General features: G+C 59.0%; 17 protein-coding genes, 4 tRNA genes and 1 pseudogene. 17 read left to right on the top strand and 5 right to left on the bottom strand.

Annotated elements, in window-relative coordinates; all coding sequences use genetic code 11:
- Nucleotides 1-29: 29 nt before the first annotated feature.
- Nucleotides 30-1,088, bottom strand: coding sequence for a sensor histidine kinase (locus ACM6IR_RS05515; protein ID WP_414906755.1), 1,059 nt, complete (start codon nt 1,086-1,088; stop codon nt 30-32).
- A complete protein-coding gene (locus tag ACM6IR_RS05510; protein ID WP_414906754.1) occupies nt 1,088-1,858 on the bottom strand; it encodes a response regulator in 771 nt (256 codons plus the stop codon). The genes ACM6IR_RS05515 and ACM6IR_RS05510 overlap by 1 nt, the downstream gene beginning before the upstream one ends.
- Nucleotides 1,859-2,139: 281 nt before the next feature.
- Here ACM6IR_RS05510 and pyrF point away from each other — a divergent pair, with 281 nt between their 5' ends.
- On the top strand, nt 2,140-2,838 hold the full coding sequence (gene pyrF / locus ACM6IR_RS05505; protein WP_414906753.1) for an orotidine-5'-phosphate decarboxylase: 699 nt from the start codon (nt 2,140-2,142) through the stop codon (nt 2,836-2,838).
- 139 nt (nt 2,839-2,977) lie between these two features.
- Here the strand turns inward: pyrF and ACM6IR_RS05500 are convergent, their stop codons facing one another.
- Nucleotides 2,978-3,982, bottom strand: a complete 1,005-nt coding sequence (locus ACM6IR_RS05500) for an NADP-dependent oxidoreductase (protein WP_414906752.1) — start codon at nt 3,980-3,982, stop codon at nt 2,978-2,980.
- A gap of 235 nt (nt 3,983-4,217) precedes the next feature.
- Between ACM6IR_RS05500 and ACM6IR_RS05495 the strand changes: the two genes are divergently transcribed.
- The 4 genes and pseudogenes from ACM6IR_RS05495 to ACM6IR_RS05480 all read left to right on the top strand — a co-directional run bounded on the left by ACM6IR_RS05495 (nt 4,218) and on the right by ACM6IR_RS05480 (nt 8,742).
- A complete protein-coding gene (locus ACM6IR_RS05495; RefSeq protein WP_414906751.1) occupies nt 4,218-4,979 on the top strand; it encodes an SDR family oxidoreductase in 762 nt (253 codons plus the stop codon).
- A gap of 304 nt (nt 4,980-5,283) precedes the next feature.
- Entirely contained in the window at nt 5,284-6,669 is a 1,386-nt protein-coding gene (locus ACM6IR_RS05490; RefSeq protein WP_414906750.1) for a PLP-dependent aminotransferase family protein, read from the top strand.
- A 108-nt stretch (nt 6,670-6,777) separates the two neighbouring features.
- A pseudogene (locus ACM6IR_RS05485) lies at nt 6,778-7,881 on the top strand (HAMP domain-containing protein); the annotation flags it as partial.
- Entirely contained in the window at nt 7,861-8,742 is an 882-nt protein-coding gene (locus ACM6IR_RS05480; RefSeq protein WP_414906813.1) for a methyl-accepting chemotaxis protein, read from the top strand. The pseudogene ACM6IR_RS05485 and the gene ACM6IR_RS05480, both read left to right, overlap by 21 nt.
- Nucleotides 8,743-9,135: 393 nt before the next feature.
- On the opposite strand, the gene ACM6IR_RS05475 is transcribed toward ACM6IR_RS05480, so the two are convergent.
- A complete protein-coding gene (locus ACM6IR_RS05475; RefSeq protein ID WP_414906749.1) occupies nt 9,136-9,906 on the bottom strand; it encodes a hypothetical protein in 771 nt (256 codons plus the stop codon).
- 381 nt (nt 9,907-10,287) lie between these two features.
- Here ACM6IR_RS05475 and ACM6IR_RS05470 point away from each other — a divergent pair.
- The 4 genes from ACM6IR_RS05470 (at nt 10,288) to ACM6IR_RS05455 (ending at nt 10,701) form a co-directional block, all read left to right on the top strand.
- A tRNA-Glu gene (locus ACM6IR_RS05470) sits at nt 10,288-10,363 on the top strand.
- A 2-nt stretch (nt 10,364-10,365) separates the two neighbouring features.
- A tRNA-Gly gene (locus ACM6IR_RS05465) sits at nt 10,366-10,441 on the top strand.
- 105 nt (nt 10,442-10,546) lie between these two features.
- Nucleotides 10,547-10,622, top strand: a tRNA-Glu gene (locus tag ACM6IR_RS05460).
- A gap of 3 nt (nt 10,623-10,625) precedes the next feature.
- Nucleotides 10,626-10,701 (top strand) — tRNA-Gly (locus ACM6IR_RS05455).
- A gap of 58 nt (nt 10,702-10,759) precedes the next feature.
- Here ACM6IR_RS05455 and ACM6IR_RS05450 read toward each other — a convergent pair.
- Nucleotides 10,760-11,629, bottom strand: coding sequence for a helix-turn-helix domain-containing protein (locus ACM6IR_RS05450; RefSeq protein WP_414906748.1), 870 nt, complete (start codon nt 11,627-11,629; stop codon nt 10,760-10,762).
- A gap of 410 nt (nt 11,630-12,039) precedes the next feature.
- Between ACM6IR_RS05450 and ACM6IR_RS05445 the strand changes: the two genes are divergently transcribed.
- From ACM6IR_RS05445 to ACM6IR_RS05410, 8 genes are all read left to right on the top strand, one after another.
- Complete coding sequence (locus ACM6IR_RS05445; protein ID WP_414906747.1) at nt 12,040-12,240, top strand: Flp family type IVb pilin; 201 nt, start codon at nt 12,040-12,042, stop codon at nt 12,238-12,240.
- Nucleotides 12,241-12,268: 28 nt separating this feature from the next.
- The gene (locus tag ACM6IR_RS05440) at nt 12,269-12,799 is read left to right on the top strand and encodes an A24 family peptidase (RefSeq protein WP_414906746.1); all 531 of its coding nucleotides are present in this window, start codon (nt 12,269-12,271) and stop codon (nt 12,797-12,799) included.
- Between the two features lie 2 nt (nt 12,800-12,801).
- Nucleotides 12,802-14,133, top strand: a complete 1,332-nt coding sequence (locus ACM6IR_RS05435) for an AAA family ATPase (protein WP_414906745.1) — start codon at nt 12,802-12,804, stop codon at nt 14,131-14,133.
- A 15-nt stretch (nt 14,134-14,148) separates the two neighbouring features.
- Nucleotides 14,149-14,964, top strand: coding sequence for a Flp pilus assembly protein CpaB (gene cpaB, locus ACM6IR_RS05430; protein WP_414906744.1), 816 nt, complete (start codon nt 14,149-14,151; stop codon nt 14,962-14,964).
- A gap of 75 nt (nt 14,965-15,039) precedes the next feature.
- Nucleotides 15,040-16,365, top strand: a complete 1,326-nt coding sequence (locus ACM6IR_RS05425; RefSeq protein ID WP_414906743.1) for a pilus assembly protein TadG-related protein — start codon at nt 15,040-15,042, stop codon at nt 16,363-16,365.
- Between the two features lie 8 nt (nt 16,366-16,373).
- Nucleotides 16,374-16,868, top strand: coding sequence for a TadE/TadG family type IV pilus assembly protein (locus ACM6IR_RS05420; protein ID WP_414906742.1), 495 nt, complete (start codon nt 16,374-16,376; stop codon nt 16,866-16,868).
- Entirely contained in the window at nt 16,868-17,347 is a 480-nt protein-coding gene (locus ACM6IR_RS05415) for a TadE family protein (RefSeq protein ID WP_414906741.1), read from the top strand. Before ACM6IR_RS05420 ends, ACM6IR_RS05415 begins: the two co-directional genes overlap by 1 nt.
- Nucleotides 17,341-18,561, top strand: a complete 1,221-nt coding sequence (locus ACM6IR_RS05410; RefSeq protein WP_414906740.1) for an AAA family ATPase — start codon at nt 17,341-17,343, stop codon at nt 18,559-18,561. The genes ACM6IR_RS05415 and ACM6IR_RS05410 overlap by 7 nt, the downstream gene beginning before the upstream one ends.

Here is an 18,561-nt window from a genome sequence, read left to right as displayed (position 1 = left end):
CCAACGACAGCGAGGGCGAGTCCATTCAATTACAGCGATCGGGGCAATCGGATGACGGCCGTCAGTCCACCGCCAGGGGTTTCTTCCAGGCTCAACTGTCCGCCCAGCCGTTCGACCGCCTCGCGGGCAATGGTCATGCCTAGACCGACACCGCCGGAGTTACGATTACGTGAACCCTCCAGACGATAGAACGGTTCAAACACCGCTTCACGTTTATCCGTCGCGATCCCCGGCCCGTGGTCGATGACCCGGATCAGCAATTGCTCGCGATGGTCTTCCAGCGTAATCAACCCTTCCCCGGCATAGCGCAGGGCGTTGTCCAGCAGGTTGTTGATGCACGAGCGTAAAGCCATCGGCTGTACCTGCAGGGGGGCGCAGTGGCCGCTGGCCTGGACGTCGGCGCCCTGGTCCTGGGCGTTTTCGCAGAGGGATTCGATCAGCGCCTGCACGTCCATCCACTGTGGTGCCTCGCTGGTGCGCTGTTCGTGAAGGTAGGTCAGGGTGGCGTCGAGCATGCTGATCATGTCATCCAGATCCTGGCGCATCTGGCCTTGCAGCTTGTCGTCGTCGATTTGCTCCAGCCGCAACTTTAGCCGTGACAACGGCGTGCGCAAGTCGTGAGACACCGCCCCCAGCATCCGTGAACGTTGCTGTACTTGTTCACGAATGCGTTGCTGCATCTTGTTGAACGTGTGCGCTGCTTGCCGCGCTTCCCGTGGGCCGGATTCATCCAGAGGCTGGCTGTCGAGGTTTTCGCTCAAGCGTTCGGCGGCGTCGCTCAGGCGCTGGATCGGCCGGCTCAGCAGTTTGGCGCCGTACCAGGCCGCAATGATCAGCGAAATCAGCTGAAAGGTCAGTGGCACCAAGGGACCGCCGAACCACGGCCGAGGTGGCCTGTTTTCGAAGCGAGGGTCCATCGGAGGGCGTTGCCCGTCGTAGTTTTCGGCAAACTCCGGCGGCGGAGGGGGCGGGGGCGGCCGCGGGCCGTAATGGTGGAACCAGGCAAACGCCAACAGGTGCGCCAGGATAATCGCTACCAACAGCACGCCAAACAGGCGGCCGAACAGCGTATCGAAGCGCGCACGCATCAGCCGATATCTCGTGCGTCGAACAGGTAACCCTCACCGCGAACGGTTTTGATCAACTGGGGGGCTTTCGGATCATCGCCGAGTTTCTGGCGCAGGCGTGAGACCAGCAGGTCAATGCTGCGATCAAAGGCTTCGATGGAGCGACCGCGTGCGGCATCCAGCAATTGTTCGCGGCTGAGTACGCGGCGGGGTCGTTCAATGAACACCCAGAGTAAACGGAATTCGGCGTTGGACAGTGGCACCACCAGGCCATCGGCGGCGATCAACTGGCGCAGCACGCTGTTCAGGCGCCAGTTGTCGAAGCGAATGTTGGCCCGTTGTTCGGTGCGGTCGTCGCGCACTCGACGCAAAATGGTCTGAATTCGTGCGACCAGTTCGCGTGGCTCGAACGGCTTGGCCATGTAATCGTCTGCGCCCAGTTCCAGGCCGATGATGCGGTCGGTGGGTTCGCAGCGGGCGGTGAGCATCAGGATCGGGATGTCCGACTCGGCGCGCAGCCAGCGACACAGTGACAAACCGTCTTCGCCGGGCAGCATCAGGTCGAGCACCACCACGTCGAAATGCTCCGCTTGCATTGCCAGGCGCATGGCGGTGCCATCGGTAACGCCGCTGGCGTGGATATTGAAGCGGGCCAGGTAGTCGATCATCAACTCGCGGATCGGGACATCGTCATCGACGATCAGCGCACGAATGCTCCAGCGTTTGTCATCGCCGGGCGCTTTTTGATCATCCTTCACGGTTGCTAGGGTGTTGTGCATGCGTGCGTTCATCTGCCAGGTAGGCTGCCAACCACAAAGATAGGCTGCAAGGTTGTGGCCTCAGCATAGGCGTCCGGCCCAGAGGCGGGAAGTGCTGTAAGGACGTGTTGCGGCTGCCGAAGGTAGCGAGGAAGGGTGTTGAGGGCGTGTCGTGTGTGTATCGTGCTCGACACAATTGCCATGGAGGCTAGTCTTGCCTGAGCGGTCTCGATGATTTACCGATCATCGGGTCCCGCAGCGGCGCTGGTTCCGCTACAATGCGCGCCGATTTCGTCCTGCCTGAGAGCCCGCACATGTCCGTCTGCCAGACTCCTATCATCGTCGCCCTGGATTTCCCCACCCGTGACGCCGCACTGAAGCTGGCCGACCAGTTGGACCCGACACTGTGCCGGGTCAAAGTCGGTAAAGAACTGTTCACCAGTTGCGCCTCGGAAATCGTCGGCACCTTGCGCGACAAGGGTTTCGAAGTGTTCCTGGACCTCAAGTTCCACGACATTCCGAACACCACGGCAATGGCTGTCAAGGCGGCGGCTGAAATGGGCGTGTGGATGGTCAACGTGCACTGTTCCGGCGGTCTGCGCATGATGGCTGCGTGCCGCGAAGTGCTTGACCAGCGTACCGGCCCTAAACCGCTGCTGATCGGCGTGACCGTGTTGACCAGCATGGAGCGTGAGGATCTGGCGGGTATCGGTCTGGACATCGAGCCGCAGGAGCAAGTGCTGCGCCTGGCCGCGCTGGCGGAAAAAGCCGGGATGGACGGTCTGGTGTGTTCGGCGCTGGAAGCCCATGCGTTGAAATCGGCTCACCCGACGCTGCAACTGGTGACGCCGGGCATACGTCCGGCGGGCAGCGCCCAGGACGATCAGCGTCGCATTCTGACCCCGCGTCAGGCACTGGATGCCGGTTCCGACTATCTGGTGATCGGCCGTCCGATCAGCCAGGCGAAGGATCCGGCCAAGGCATTAGCCGCCGTCGTGGCCGAACTCGCTTAACCAGCCGCTAAAGATCCAACTGTGGGAGCGAGCCTGCTCGCGAAGACGGAGTGTCAGTCGACATCAACTTGACTGATACATCGCTTCGCGAGCAGGCTCGCTCCCACATTGGCTTTTGGGGGGGACTTTAATTACCGAGTTAAACCTTCAGAACCAACTTCCCGAAATTCTCCCCGCTGAACAATTTCATCAGTGTCTCCGGGAACGTCTCCAGTCCTTCGACGATGTCTTCCTTGCTCTTGAGCTGCCCCTTGGCTATCCAGCCTGCCATTTCCTGCCCGGCAGCGGCGAACTGCGCGGCGTAGTCCATCACTACAAAGCCTTCCATCCGCGCGCGGTTGACCAGCAGCGACAGGTAGTTGGCCGGGCCTTTGACCGCGTCCTTGTTGTTGTACTGGCTGATGGCGCCGCAAATCACCACCCGCGCCTTCATGTTCAGACGACTCAGCACCGCGTCGAGAATATCGCCGCCGACGTTATCGAAATACACGTCCACACCTTTCGGGCATTCGCGCTTGAGACCGGCGGTGACGTCTTCGTTCTTGTAGTCGATGGCACCATCGAAACCCAGTTCGTCGATCAGGAACCGGCACTTGTCCGCGCCACCGGCGATGCCGATGACGCGGCAACCTTTGATCTTGGCGATTTGCCCGGCAATGCTGCCCACTGCGCCGGCAGCGCCCGACAGCACCACGGTGTCACCGGCCTTGGGGGCGCCGACATCAAGCAGGGCGAAGTAGGCAGTCATCCCGGTCATGCCCAAGGCAGACAAATAGCGCGGCAGCGGTGCCAGGTTCGGATCGACCTTGTAGAACCCGCGTGGCTCGCCGAGGAAAAAATCCTGCACGCCCAACGCACCATTCACATAGTCCCCGACGGCAAACCCCGGGTTGTTCGAGGCAACGACTTTGCCTACGCCCAATGCGCGCATCACTTCGCCAATGCCGACCGGCGGGATGTAGGACTTACCCTCGTTCATCCAGCCACGCATGGCCGGGTCCAGGGAAAGGTATTCGTTTTTGACCAGGATCTGACCCGCAGCCGGTTCGCCGACCGAGACTTCCTGATAGGTGAACGTCTCGCGAGTCGCTGCGCCCACCGGGCGTTTGGCGAGCAGGAATTGGCGATTGGTCTGGGTAGTCATGACAGGCACTCAAGATGAATGAAGCCTTGTTGATAGACCTTCATGACCGAGGTCGCAAGTCTGGCTGATGCGGCGAATGCACCTCTATCCAGCACGGTGATAGTCAGGCGGGCGGTTCTATCACTGCAACTCATGGGCGCTCAACCGGCCCTCTGATAGTGCTGCCGCGCTGCAGATACCTGTGACTAGACTGGGCGCACGCGATCCCCGCATTTCTCTTTTCGAGGACATAACAATGAGCATGACGTTTTCCGGACAGGTCGCCGTTGTGACTGGCGCGGCCAATGGCATTGGCCGCGCGACGGCCCGGGCGTTCGCCGCCGAGGGGTTGAAAGTGGTGGTCGCCGACCTGGACACCGAGGGCGGCGAGGGGACTGTGGCGCTGATTCGTACAGCGGGCGGCGAAGCGACTTTCGTGCGCTGCAACGTCACGCTGGAACGCGACGTAAAAAATCTGATGGACGAAGTGGTAAAGACCTACGGCCGCCTCGACTATGCCTTCAACAACGCCGGCATCGAAATCGAGAAGGGCAAGCTGGCCGAAGGCACGGCCGATGAGTTCGACGCAATCATGGGCGTCAATGTCAAAGGCGTCTGGCTGTGTATGAAATACCAGTTGCCATTGCTGCTCGCCCAAGGGGGCGGCGCGATCGTCAACACCGCGTCGGTAGCCGGTCTCGGGGCGGCGCCGAAAATGAGTATTTACGCCGCGTCGAAGCACGCGGTGATCGGCCTGACCAAATCGGCGGCCATCGAATATGCCAAGAAAAAGATTCGTGTGAATGCGGTGTGCCCGGCAGTGATCGACACCGACATGTTCCGCCGTGCCTATGAAGCGGACCCCAAGAAAGCCGAGTTCGCCAACGCCATGCACCCGGTGGGTCGTATCGGCAAAGTTGAGGAGATCGCGAGCGCTGTGTTGTATCTGTGCAGTGATGGTGCGGCGTTTACCACGGGGCACTCGTTGGCGGTGGATGGTGGTGTTACGGCGTTTTAAAATCAGATACTTATCCATAGAAAACACCGAACCTGTGGGAGCGACGGTGCGACGATTCGACCTGCTCGCGAAGAGCGAGTATCAGCCGGCATTAATGTTGACTGACACAACGCTTTCGCGAGCAGGTCGAATCGTCGCACCGTCGCTCCCACAGGTTTTTCGTTTGCCTTGAGGCCTTAGGGGAGGGCCGGGCATTATGTTTCAAATGGTTAGAACCGTGGGTTTTGGCGGCGTTGTCGCACATCCCGGCGAGCGTTCCTGTGATTAACTGTTCCCCGCCAAACAAACAGGAGTTTGCTTGCTCATGGAGTTGAGAATCGATCGACAGGCATTGGTGCCGGTCGTACAGCAAATCGTCGACGCATTAACCCGCTGGCTCCATTGCAGCGAGGTGCCGCCGGGAACGCGACTGCCTTCCGTACGGCAAATCGCACGAATCAATTTACTCAGTCAATCCAGCGTGGTCGAGGCGTGTGAGCGCCTGGTGGTTCAAGGCGTGCTGGCGCCGCGTCATGGGGCTGGGTTCTTCGTTGCCGCTTCAGCACTGGCAGCTCAAGATCAACAGGGGTTTCTGCGGTTCGAGGGCGCAGGGGTCAACCAGGGCAGTTTTTCGAGCGAACTGAAGCTGGGTTGTGGCGGACTCCCCGAAAGCTGGCGCGAAACCGACGACCTGAGCTACGCGATCCGTCAGGTCACCCGTACCGACATGGTCAGTCTGTTCAACTACAGCACACCGCTGGGCTTGCCAGCGTTGCGTGAGCAGATCGTCAAGCGCCTGAAACAGCTGGATATCGCAGTGGACGACAGTTGCATCATGACGACGACGGGTGCCAGTCAGGGGCTCGACCTGATTGTGCGCACCTTGTTTAAACCGGGTGATTGCGTGGTCGTGGAAAATCCCGGCTATTGCTTGCTGTTCGATCTGCTGCGGCTGCACGGTGTCAGGATGATAGAGGTGCCGAGAACCCCGCGCGGGCCGGACACTGAAGCGCTCGAGGCGCTTTTGCTGGAGTACAAGCCTCGTGGGTTGTTCATCAACAGTTTCTATCACAATCCGACGGGCAGCAGCCTCACGCCTCTGGTGGCACAGCGAGTGCTGCAACTGGCCAAAACCCATGGTGTGCTGGTCATCGAGGACGACGTCTATGCCGATCTGCACAGCGGCCCCGGTACGCGACTCGCCGCACTGGATGACAGCGTGATTTACGTCGGCAGTTACTCCAAAACGCTCAGCAGTTCGCTGCGGGTCGGCTTTGTCGTGGCGGGTGCTGAGGTTGTTTCGCGACTGGCCGAGGTCAAGATGATCAGCAGCATGGGCGCTTCACGGTTTTGTGAGTCGGTGCTCGCATGCCTGTTGGCCGGCGGTGCCTATCGTAAATTGGTGCAACGTCAGCGTCAGCGGTTGAGCAGTGACAGGGAAGCGGCGTTGCAAGTGCTCGAAGATGCCGAGTGGGAAGTCTTCGGCAAGCCTGTCGGGGGCCTGTTCATCTGGGCGCGATCACGGATGTCCGACTACGCTCAGGTGCGCACCCAGGCAAAGCGCTTCGGTGTGTTGTTGTCTTCTGCGACAGCATTCAGCTCCACGGGTGAGGCCAGCGACTGGCAGCGTATCAATGTGGCCTATGCCTGTGATCCGCGTGCCCGGGCGTTTTTTCAGGCTACCGCTCCGGATCGACCTAAAGCGTTCTGAAAACGACGTTGGCGTAGCTTATTGCCATTATTCAGACGCCAGAGACTTGTGCTGGCACAGGCCCGTTGCGAATCTGCGTCAACTCACAATGGCAGGGGACTAAGCGCAATGATTTCGGCCGTGCAAGGACGTTTTGCCAACCTCGGTATGGCAAAAAAAATGGGAGTCGGTTTTGTCTTGGTGCTGCTACTGACAGCCGTCGTGGCAGCTATCGGCGTATGGTCCCTGCAAACGATCAGTCATCGCTTCGATGGGCTCAAGCAGATGTCTTCGCTCAACAGCGGGTTGCTCAAGGTGAGACTGCTGGAGCAGGAATACGCCTTGCACGGCAATCCGAAAACCGCAGATGCCCTGCACGAGGGCGTTGATGGATTGATCGCCCTGGCGACCCAGCTGAAAGCGGCGTCTGCGGTCAACGTACCGGTAATGAACGACGTCGAGCAGTCCCTGGGGGCCTATCGCAAGGCGTTTGACGAATTCGTCTCGCTCAGCCAGGCCAAGGACCTGGCGCTGGAAATGGCCAGTTGGTCGGTATCTAGCGTGGCCAATAACCTCGATGTATTGCAGTCCGGACTCGCCGATGACGGCGCCTATGCCTTGAAAGAATCCGAAGGCAAGGACGGTTCGCAATTCATCGAGCAAGCCAGTCAAGTCAGCCAGGTGTCACGGTTGATGTTGCAAGCCATGAACGAAGCGCGTGTGCGTCTGGACCAAAGCCGCAAGGGTGATGACAGCGCAGGCCAGGGCAAGATTGAGCAGGCCGACCAGGCGCTGACCCAGGCCGAGCAGTTAAAAACCACGGTCAAGGACGAGGGTTACCAGACTGTCCTGAATGAGGTGGCAGGCCACATCGGCAGTTTCAGCGAAAAACTCGCCGAGTACACCGATCTGCTGGCGCAGGAAAAAACGGTCTATGAACAGCTGCATCAGCGTGCCGCTCAAGTGGTGGAGCGAGTCGATCAGGCTTATGTCGCCGAAGATCACTCAATGCAGACGGAATTGAAAAAGAACTCGCTGCTGATCGTTGGCTCGTCGGCATTGGCTTTGCTGGTCGGGCTGATCGCAGCGTGGATGATTACCCGGTTGATTGTGGCGCCGTTGCGCAGTGTGATTCGTGTGGCTCAACAGATTGCCGCTGGCGATTTGAGTGCGACGGTTGAAGTCACCCGCCGTGACGAGATCGGCCAGTTGATGCAGGCCATGCAGCAAATGGGGGCGGGGCTGAGCAGTATTGTCAGCGGTTTGCAGGCCGGTATCGAGCAGTTGGCCAGTTCGGCGCAATCGCTCGCGTCGGTGACCGAGCAGACCAACCTTGAAGTCAGCAGCCAGAAGGAAGAAACAGAGCAGGTCGCTACGGCGATGAATCAGATGACCGCTACTGTGCACGACGTTGCGCGTAATGCGGAGGAGGCGGCGCAGGCCGCACAGACAGCGGACGATAAAGTCGAGAGCGGTCAGCAGGTCGTGCGCCAGAGCATGGCGCGGATCGAGCAACTGGCAGGCTCGGCCAGCTCGGCCAGTTCCAGCATTGAAAGCCTCAGCGCAGAAATCCAGAACATCGGCACTGTGCTGAGCGTCATCAAGAGTGTGGCGGAGCAGACCAATCTGTTGGCGCTCAATGCGGCCATCGAAGCGGCGCGGGCGGGCGAGCAGGGCCGGGGTTTTGCGGTGGTGGCCGATGAAGTGCGGGCACTGGCCAAGCGCACTCAACAATCGACCGAGGAGATCGAACGACTGGTCAGTGCCTTACGCTCTGCAGCGCAGTCTTCGGTGCAACAGATTCAGAGCAGTGGCGAGTTGGTGAAGCTTGCGGTGAGTGATGCGTTGCAGACCGAGAGCGCGCTGGGAAGTATTGCGGCGGCGGTGTCATTGATTCAGCAGATGAACCAGCAGATTGCGGCAGCGGCCGAGGAACAGAGCTCGGTGGCCGAGGAGATCAATCGCAGCGTGACAAGTATTCGCGCCAGCGCGGATCAATCATCGTTGGCGATGCAGGGGAATGCGGCATCGAGTATTGAGTTGGCGCAGTTAGGAGTTGAGTTGAAGGGGATGGTGGGGCATTTCCGGCTCTAGCGGCTACCGGTTAGCCGCTAAAAGATCGCAGCCTGCGGCAGCTCCTACATTGGAATGCGTTCCCTGTAGCTGCCGCAGGCAGCGATCTTTTCAGGTTAATACCAGTCAGTTAAGCCGTAACACGATCCGTAGCAGCTGGCGAAGCCTGCGTTCGGCTGCGTAGCAGTCGTGAAATCAGGCGGCGCGGTGTATCAGGAAGACCTCATGCTCAGGTTTTACGACTGCTACGCAGCCGAACGCAGGCTTCGCCAGCTGCTACTCCTACATTGGAATGCATTCCCTGTAGGAGCTGACGCAGGCTGCAATCTTTTGATCTTTCTATTGAGCGAATACCCGCCAGGTGCAACATAAAAAAAGCCACCGGTTCAGGTGGCTTCTTTGTTTTTTTGCGGATCAATCGTAAATGACTTTCTTCTTCCAGTCCGCATCGGCCTCGACCACTTTGAGGCCCGCGTTCAGTTGATTGGCTTCGTCTTCAACCGACGCGATGTTGTCCATCACCATGCCATTGGCACGCGCCAGGAGTTTTTCCAGGTATTCCAGTTGTTCGGCATACACCTGCGGTTCCTGCTGTTTGCGCAGGTATTGCACACCGCGTTCGAACGCCAGGCGGGCCTGGCCAGGCTGGTTCTGTTGCAGGTATTGCTGACCGAGGTTGTTGAAGAATTCGATGTGCAACAGGACCAGGATGTGGCGAACTTCGCGGACCCAGCGTTTGGCTTCATTGGGCGGCAGGAAGCCATCCTGTGCGGCGCGGGTGATCTGGCCGTGCAGCGCTTCGAGCAGGAAGCGGACATCCTTGGCTTTGGCTTCGGTCTGGATCGGAGCCGGCGGGTTGTTGACCGGGATCGATTCGCCTTGGGCGGCCAGGGCCGTCAGCTCGTCAATGTGTGCCCTGAGGTTGCTGCTGGTCTTTTCCAGGTTGAGCAAGCGTTGGCAGACGTTCAGTTCCAGACGGGTCAGCAGGAGCTTGAGCGCTGGCGTCATCAACTGACCTGGGAACGTCTCGGTGATTTCACCGCAGCGACGCAGGCGATCGTTGAGTTCTACCTTGGTGCGGGCTTTTTCCAGCTTATTGTTTTCCACCACATGGTTGATGTAGCCAATGGCGATCAATAGTGCGATCCCGGCTACGACTAGCAGGGTGATCATGAGTGGTGTCACCGGTAAGACCTCTTTATAGGGTTCGCGTGCGAGTGTAGTAGCTTGCCATTAGGGCGCATAGCGCCGCTGGGCGAGTTGAACCGGCTACGGTTCTGTCTATTATCGGCCGCGTTCCTGCTTATGTAAGTAATGCTGTGCGCGGTGCACATTGCCATCATGTCTGGCGTGGTGGACTATAGCGCCTTGGCAGGCGTCAGAATATAGGCGTCAAACACCGGGACACGGAAAAGCTGGAATGGCGTCTCAAAGCAGGGCGAAGTCATTGATTTAAATAAATTTATATCAGGGGGTTGACGACCTCTCAATCCATCCATAGAATGCGCGCCACTTACAGCGTAAAGCACACAGCGAAACGCGGTAGGGAGTGAATGTTGTACGTGTGTCCCCTTCGTCTAGTGGCCTAGGACACCGCCCTTTCACGGCGGTAACAGGGGTTCGAGTCCCCTAGGGGACGCCAATGCGGGAATAGCTCAGTTGGTAGAGCACGACCTTGCCAAGGTCGGGGTCGCGAGTTCGAGTCTCGTTTCCCGCTCCATTTTTAAACAGTGTTGCTTTCGGGCAGCACTGAGTGAAACCAGAACCGGTATCTTCGGATACGGATTTGGGCACTGAAATACACACCATGTGTTTCAGTTAGCGTGTCCCCTTCGTCTAGTGGCCTAGGACACCGCCCTTTCACGGCGGTAACAGGGGTTCGAGTCCCCTAGGGGACGCCATTTGCGGGAATAGCTCAGTTGGTAGAGCACGACCTTGCCAAGGTCGGGGTCGCGAGTTCGAGTCTCGTTTCCCGCTCCATATTTAACAAAAACGCCGCTCACTGAGCGGCGTTTTTGTGTGCGCGTATAAAACCGCATCAACCGCTGAGGCTTTGTACCAGGCTTTCGAGCGCTTCAGAGGTTTCTTCATCCAGCTCCAGTTGCACAGCTGCAGCCGCTCTGAGTTGGCGTGCCAAGCGGTATTCGCTTGGTGTGCAGTTTGCGAACTGCTTGAAGGCACGAGCGAAGTAGGAAGGATCCTTGAAGCCGGCCTCATAGCCGATGCTGGTAATCGGCATCTGGCTGTTGTCGAGCAATTCTTTGGCGAAGTTCATGCGCTTGTCCAGGATGTAATCCGTGAAGCCAAATCCATTGGTTTCCTTGAACAGGCGGCTGAAGCGAAATGTCGTCATGCCGCAGCGCTGCGCCAAATCCCTCTGATCGATGCTGTCTCGAAAGTGCTGCTCGATGTACAGCATGACATTGCTCAGCGCCTGGTGTTTTTGGTGTCCTGAGGTCCGCCGGATGCTGTCCGGCAGGGTCGGGGAGTGGTCGATTTGCGATGACTTGCCCTGGCCGTTGGCATTTCGGCGCAGCTCGCAGAGCTGCACCACCGCCGTCAGGTAACGCTTCTTCTCGGTGGTCGAGAGCGGGAGCACCATGTATTCCCAGACGCTGGAGCGCATAGCCCATACAGCCAGTTCCTCCGAGTGCTGCACGGTGAACATGGTGATCGGGATGCTGGGGGTGGTGCGTTTGATCTCCAGCAATAGCCTCAAGCCTGGCGTGTCGGGGCGATCAAAATGGATGCAGATCATGTCTGCCTGTTCCCCGATGGGCAACACCGAGGTTTTCGCCAGATTGCAGTCGCAGGTACCGTCGAACTGCGCAATGAGTTCTTTCGTGGATCGATCATGAGTCAGATCGAACCAAAGGAGCGTTGGCCTTCTGGTCAAGTTGGACGTCATGTCTCTACTCTTGGATTCTTAGTGACTCTTTTCGCTACGTAGTATCGTCAATGTGCCATCACCTCGCAGATTTAATTTCGATAGGAAAGACGATTTTTAGTTCTTTTCGCTCTATGGGTTGCCTGGAAAGCAGCCGCGGGCGACTGTTTGCTCGTGTGTTGTCGATGAGCCCGGGTTGAACCGCTTATCGCTTGTGAATTAATGACAATCGCATTTGCCCTGCCATGCCTTGTTTACCCCTCCCGTTACTTCTGCAAAGGCCAATGACCCCTATTTGGCCGCCCCGCAAAAAAGTCCTAGCAATGTGCAAAATCCTCCTAACGCCTATGCCTTCACACTGACTAGGGTTGCATCAGGCAGTGCATAAAGTGCTGCTCCCCGGAAGAACAACATTCGATGAGGTGGGCAAAATGATTATGCAAACAATCAAGGCGTCGGTACTGAAGTTCGTCAAAGACGAGGATGGCCTGACCATTGTTGAATACGCAGTAGCGGGTGGATTGATTACGGCAGTTGTTGCTGTCGCTTTCACTGATCTCGGAGCCGTCGTACATACCAAAATCACTGCTCTGTGCACTGCCGTTGGTGGTGCTACTGCTACCTGCGGTTAACGATGATTCCAGATAGGGAGATGCGGCGATGTCCATGGAGCAGCTGGTAGCAACTGTTCTGCTGATAGGGCTGCTGGGCGTGGCGGTGGTGAGCGATCTTCGTCACCACCGCATTCCCAACCTGTTGATCCTGGTGGGCTTGGCCCTGGGACTGGCCGGCCAGGCTTATTCAGGTGGAGTCAGCGGGTTGGGGGATGGCCTGTTGGGCATCCTGGTCGGTTTTGGGGTGTTTCTGCCACTGTACGCCCTGGGCGGCATGGCCGCCGGCGATGTCAAGCTGATGGCCATGGTCGGCAGTTTCCTACCGGCCCATTACGCGTTATGGGCTGCGTTATACAGTCTGGTATTCGGCGGCCTGTGCGGTCTACTGATAGTGCTGGTGCATGGGCAGTTGTTGCAAACTCTAGGGCGTTATTGGCTGATTCTGAAGGCTCGGGCTTATTTTGCGCCGACCGCAGATGAGGTGGCCGGCAAGCCCTTCCCTTATACGATTGCGATCCTGCTCGGCACGTTGGGCAGCGTCTACTGGCAACTCGTTGCCAGTGGGTTGGGAGGCTAGTCATGCAAGTCATCGTCAATAGAGAGGCTTCCCCCAGCCAACGGACAGCGGTACAGCGACTGGCTCCTCAGCCGCGCGCTATCTGCGAGACGGGGCTGACGGACAGTTTTCTGGGTGAACTGGTGTGCAAGCATTTGTACGAAGCCGGCGTACTGGACATGTCACGACTGGTGGAGCGCCTGGCGCTGACCGGCGCCGTACTGGAAGAAGTCCTGGCGTTTCTGCGCAAGGATGGCCGCGTTGAGGTGCTTGGCCAGGTGGGTGCGCAAACGGGCGGGCAATCGCTGCGTTATGGCCTGACCGAGCGCGGTCGCAGTGCCGCCCGCGATGCCCTGTCTCGCAGCGGCTATGTCGGCGCGGCACCCTTTCCGGTCAGTTCTTACCGTTCCCTGCTCAAGTTGCAGACCATTCACCATGGCCGCATCAATGCGAACGATATGCACGCGGCCCTGTCTGGCGTAGTGCTCACGGAGCGTATGCTCGATCAACTGGGTGTGGCGCTGAACTCCGGGCGCGCGATCATGATTTATGGTCCGGCGGGTACCGGCAAGACCTATGTCAGCAGCCGGCTGATTCGTCTGTTCGCTGAGGCCATCTGGGTACCTCATGCCATCGTGATCAACGATTCGGTGATCGAGATCTATGACCCGCAGGTACACCAGCGTCTGGATGATGACGGCCAACAGAACAATCTGATGCTCAACGAAGGGATCGACCGTCGACTGCTGTGCTGCAAACGCCCGATTGTCATCACCGGCGGTGAGTTGAGCATGGAGCAGCTGGACGTTCGTTATGACCCCTTCACCCGCCAGTACCAGGCCGCCTTGCAGCTCAAGGCCAGCAATGGCCTGTTCATCATCGACGATATGGGGCGCCAGCGCATGCCCCCGGCCGAGCTGTTTAATCGCTGGATCGTTCCGATGGAAGAAAAACGCGACTTCCTCAACCTGGGGGGCGGGCGGCATTGCGAACTGCCGTTCGATCTGATTCTGGTGTTCTCCACCAACCTCAATCCCCTGGAGTTGGCCGATGAGGCCTTCCTCCGCCGGATTGGCTACAAGCTGCAGTTCGGTTACCTGAAGCCTGAGGAGTACGAAAAAATCTGGCGTCAGGAAAGCGAGCGCCTGGGCATTAATTATGACCCGCTGCTGGTGCGTTATGTGCTGCAGCGGCTGTATGCAAGTGAAGGCATGCCCCTGGTGCCTTGCCATCCCCGCGACCTCCTGAACATGGCGCTCGATCGTCAGCGTTACCAGGGCGGTTCCGGGCCACTGACGCCGCAGGAACTGGAGTGGGCCTGGCACAACTACTTCGTCCAGCTCGACTTTCTTTGAGTAGGAGATACAGACATGAGTTCTCGTACTGTCACCCTGATTGGTGTTTCCCTGGTCTTGGGCCTGGGTGCTGCATGGATGGCCAACACCTGGCTGAGCGCACGGCTCAATGCCAGCCCGGATGACCACCTTCGAAGCGTGGTGGTCGCCACGGTAGAGATTCCTTTCGGGCAGATGGTCGAGGCCCAGCAGGTCACGACCATGCGCATGCCCATGGACACGATCCCGGACGATGCCTTTGATGCCACTGACAAGGCGGTGGGCAAGATCGCCACGTTCGACATCCTGCGGGGCGACATCGTGCGCGGCGCACGACTGAGCGAGCACTTGGGTGGCAGCACCCTGGCCTCTTTGATTGCGCCCGACAAACGCGCCATATCGGTACGCGTGGACGATGTGGTCGGTGTCGGCGGGTTCCTGTTGCCGGGTAATCGGGTCGATGTGCTGGCGACCAAACACGCTGACGGCAGCAGCAATAACGCCGTGTCCAGGACCATCCTCGAGAACTTGCGGGTGTTGGCGGTGGACCAGACGGCGGGCACTGACAAGACCCAACCGGTGGTGGTGCGTGCGGTGACGCTGGAGATGACCGCCACTGAGGCGGAAACCCTGGTCACGGCGCAAACAGAAGGGAAGTTGCAGCTGGCTCTGCGTAACCCGCTGAACCTCGATAAAAAGCCCGCGACCGTCGCAACTGCCGCGCCTGTTGCGCAGGCCATTGCCATGGTCCAGGCGCCACAACCCATGGTGCACCGTAGCAGCAGTGGCAGTGCCAGCGGGCATATAACCATTATTCGCGGGACCGGAGTCGAGGTCGTAAAAACACCCTGACAGGGCGGCAGAAGTGCCTGGGCGCCAAGGTAGTAGCGGAGCCGATCCGGATCAGTATCGGCAAATGAGGACTTGATGATGAATCCCCATATTCAACGGCCGTTCACTGCGACGCCAAGGCGCCAGAGGGGGGCGGTGAGCGTACTGATGGCGATCGCGTTGGCGGCGATCTTCATGATGGCGGCGTTGGCGCTGGACGGCGGCCACATGTTGCTGAACAAGACGCGCCTGCAGAACGCTGTGGACGCTGCGGCCCTGAGTGGCGCCAAAACCCTGAGTGAAGTGACAGGGGGGGTCAATGTTGCCAGCACCACGCGCGCGGCCGCGCTGAGTACGTTGACGCAAAATGCCAATGCCACGGGTAACAACGAATTGGCAACGGCCATCGGCGGCAGCGTGGGCACATTCGCTGTGGTGGAGCTGGCAAGCACTATCGGTGGACCTTTCGCCTATCCCGGGCCGACAGATGCCAAATACGTTCGGGTATCGGTACCGAGCTATCGCCTGACGGGATTTTTCTGGAACTTCGTCCAGTCATTCGGCGCTGGCGGCCTGGGCAACAAGGCGGTGGCGGCGATCGCCACTGCCGGACCCAGTCCGGCCAGCCCTTGTGATCTCGCGCCACTGATGATTTGTGGCGACCCGACCAAGAGCAGCCCGTTCGGCTTCAACTTCGGTGATTTGAAGGTATTGAAGACCGCCGCTGGTAATTCTTCCCCCATTGGTCCGGGAAACTTTCAATTGCTCGATTTCGGTTCGGGCGGCAGCACGGTCAGGGAGGATCTGGCCGGAGGTGGCTCGGAATGCCGGAATGTGGGGGACAATGTTCAAACCGCCCCTGGCAACAAGGCTGGCCCTACGTCTCAAGGCATGAATACTCGCTTCGGCATCTACAACGGGCCGCTCAGTTCTTCGGACTATCCGCCGGACCTGGTGACGACCTCCAGCTCACCCGCGATCACTTGGAACGACACAAGCGCACGGGCCGAGTACAAAGGGCAGCCTGTCACGGCGAGCAACGGCAATCTCTCTGCCGGCGGCCAGGCGGTGCTTGGCTACAACGACTGGCTGGCGAGCTCCGCCGCGTGTGTCGCAGGCGCAGGCAGTGGCTGTCAGAGTAATGGGGTTTTCGAACGGCGGATGCTGAAAGTGGTGATTGGCGACTGTACCGGGAAAAATAGTGGTTCAACCTCGATTCCAGTCCTGGGGTTTGGCTGCTATTTCGTGGTGCAGCCGCTCGATGGCGGTGGGCAGGAATCGCAGATTTTCGGCCAGTTCGTGAGGCAGTGCGACGGCGACAATGTGGCTGGCCCCAATCCTTCAAGCAATACCACCGGCCCGCAGATCATTCAGCTCTACAAAACCTATACCAATAGCGGCACTCCGAGCACTGACTCTTAGGAGGCGTCATGGGACTTCACGCGTTTATACAGCCCAAGGGCCAGCGAGGAATGGCAATAGTGGAGTTCACTATCGTCCTGCCGTTGTTGCTGTTGCTGTTGCTGACCCTCGGCGAGTTCGGCCGCATGCTCTACCAGTACAACAGCCTGTTACAGGCCAGCCGTGATGCCGGCCGCTTCGTCGCCAACCAGGCTTGGAACTCGACGCTCGGCGCTGTCACTCTGAGCAGCACGCTGAAGACCCAAACGCAAAACGTTGCGGTGTATGGCGTGCCTGCCAGCACCGGGGCTGCAGTGGTTTCAGGGTTGAAGACCACTGACGTGGCCGTCGTCCCGGAGGGCACCGACCCCGTCCACCCCGACCATGTACGGGTCACCATCACCTATATCTTCTGCCCGGTGATTGGCGGCGGCAATTGTACCGGAGCGATTCCGGCGCTCTTTGGCAATCAGATTGCGCTGAGAATTCCGCTGGTCGCCACCACCGTCATGAGGGCACTGTGATGAACCGCAAAGGCATGCGCGGCACTTATTCGGTGGAGTTCGCCATCGTTGGCCTGCTGGTGTTCACGCTGTTGTTCGGTGTGCTGGAAATGGGCCGCCTGTACTTCACGATGAATGCCCTCGATGAAGCCGTACGGCGCGGCGCGCGCCTGGCGGCGGTGTGCAACATCAGCGATCCGGTGGTCCTGCAACGGGCGATTTTCAATGCGTCGGGCGACACGGGTGCGAGCCAACTGATCGGCAATCTGAAAACCAGCAACCTGACGCTGACCTATCTGGATGCAAATGGTGCTCAGGTAACTAGCCCAAAAACCACTGGGTATCCTGCCATCCGTTATGTCCAGTTGAGCCTGCAAGGCTTTACTTTCAATCTGTTTATCCCCGGGTTTGGCGCGTCCATTACCTTGCCCGTCTTCAGGGCGACTTTGCCACGCGAAAGCCTCGGGCGTAATCCAACAGGGGAGATCACGACATGTTGAGTACTAGAGAAGCCCCGTTATCCACTGCGACCGGCAAACCCGGGCTGCGGTTGCTGATCAGCAGCCGTGATGCCACGTCTTTGCGTGATCTGCAAAGCGTCTGCCAACGCATGCCCAGCCTGGAGGTGAGTACTCGCCTGGTGAGCAATGGGCATGTCGACCCGCTCTACGGTCTGGACCGGATGCCCGATCTGTTGCTGTTGCGCGTTAGCCACCTGTGGCGTGAAGAGCTGTCGGCATTGTTGCAGCGCCCGGCCCATGAGCGTCCGCCGATGTTGGTGTGCGGACTGCTGAGCGAACAGGAAGCCATGCGCCTGGCGATGCAGGCCGGTGCCCGGGACGTGCTGCCGGAGCCCATCGCCGAGACCGAACTGGTCGCCGCCTTGAATCGTCTGGTCACGGAAGTTCGGACCGGCAGTGGGGCAGAAGGAAAGTTGATCGCCGTGATCAGCGCCAAGGGCGGCTCTGGCGGAACCCTGCTGGCCTGCAACCTGGCTCAGCAACTCAGCGTCAAGGGTGGCAGCACCCTGTTGCTGGATATGGACCTGCAATTTGGCAGCGTGACGCATTATCTGGATGTGGCACAGACGCACAGCCATCTGGAGGTGTTGCACCAGATCGACGGCATGGACAGCGTCGCGTTACGCGGTTTTTGCAGTCACTTCAGCCCGACCTTGCATGTGCTGGGCGGTCGGGCCGGTGAGCTGTGTTTGCCGCAGGATACCCAACCCGAGCAACTTGACACCCTGTTGCAGTTGGCCCGCGCCAGCTATGGCTGGGTGGTGATCGACCTGCCTCGGCAAATCGATCACCTCACCGGCGCTGTGCTGGAGCAGGTGGATCGGGTGTACGTGGTGGTGCAACAGAGCGTTAGTCATCTGCGCGATGCCAGCTCCCTGGTGCGGATTCTTCGCGATGACCTGGGCGTGCGAGGGGATCAATTGCAAATAGTGGTCAACCGCTATGACAAGGCGGCAGCGGTCAGCCTCAAAGATATCGGCGAGGCGCTGCGCTGCACCAATCTGTCGAAGTTACCCAACGACTTCAATCTGGTCAGCCAGAGTCAGAACACTGGCGTGCCGTTGGGGCTGCATGCGCCGAGGGCAGCGATCACTGCTGCACTGCGCAACATGACCGAGGACTTGGTCGGTCAACAGGTGGCCGGCAACAAAGGCTTGCTCAAACGTGCCTTCAACCGTTTTTTCGGGGGATGA

This window comes from Pseudomonas sp. IT-P253, assembly GCF_949768125.1.
Classification (GTDB): Bacteria; Pseudomonadota; Gammaproteobacteria; order Pseudomonadales; family Pseudomonadaceae; genus Aquipseudomonas.
The sequence above is the reverse complement of the archived record's forward strand: the minus strand, read 5'-3'. Positions and strand labels throughout refer to the sequence as shown.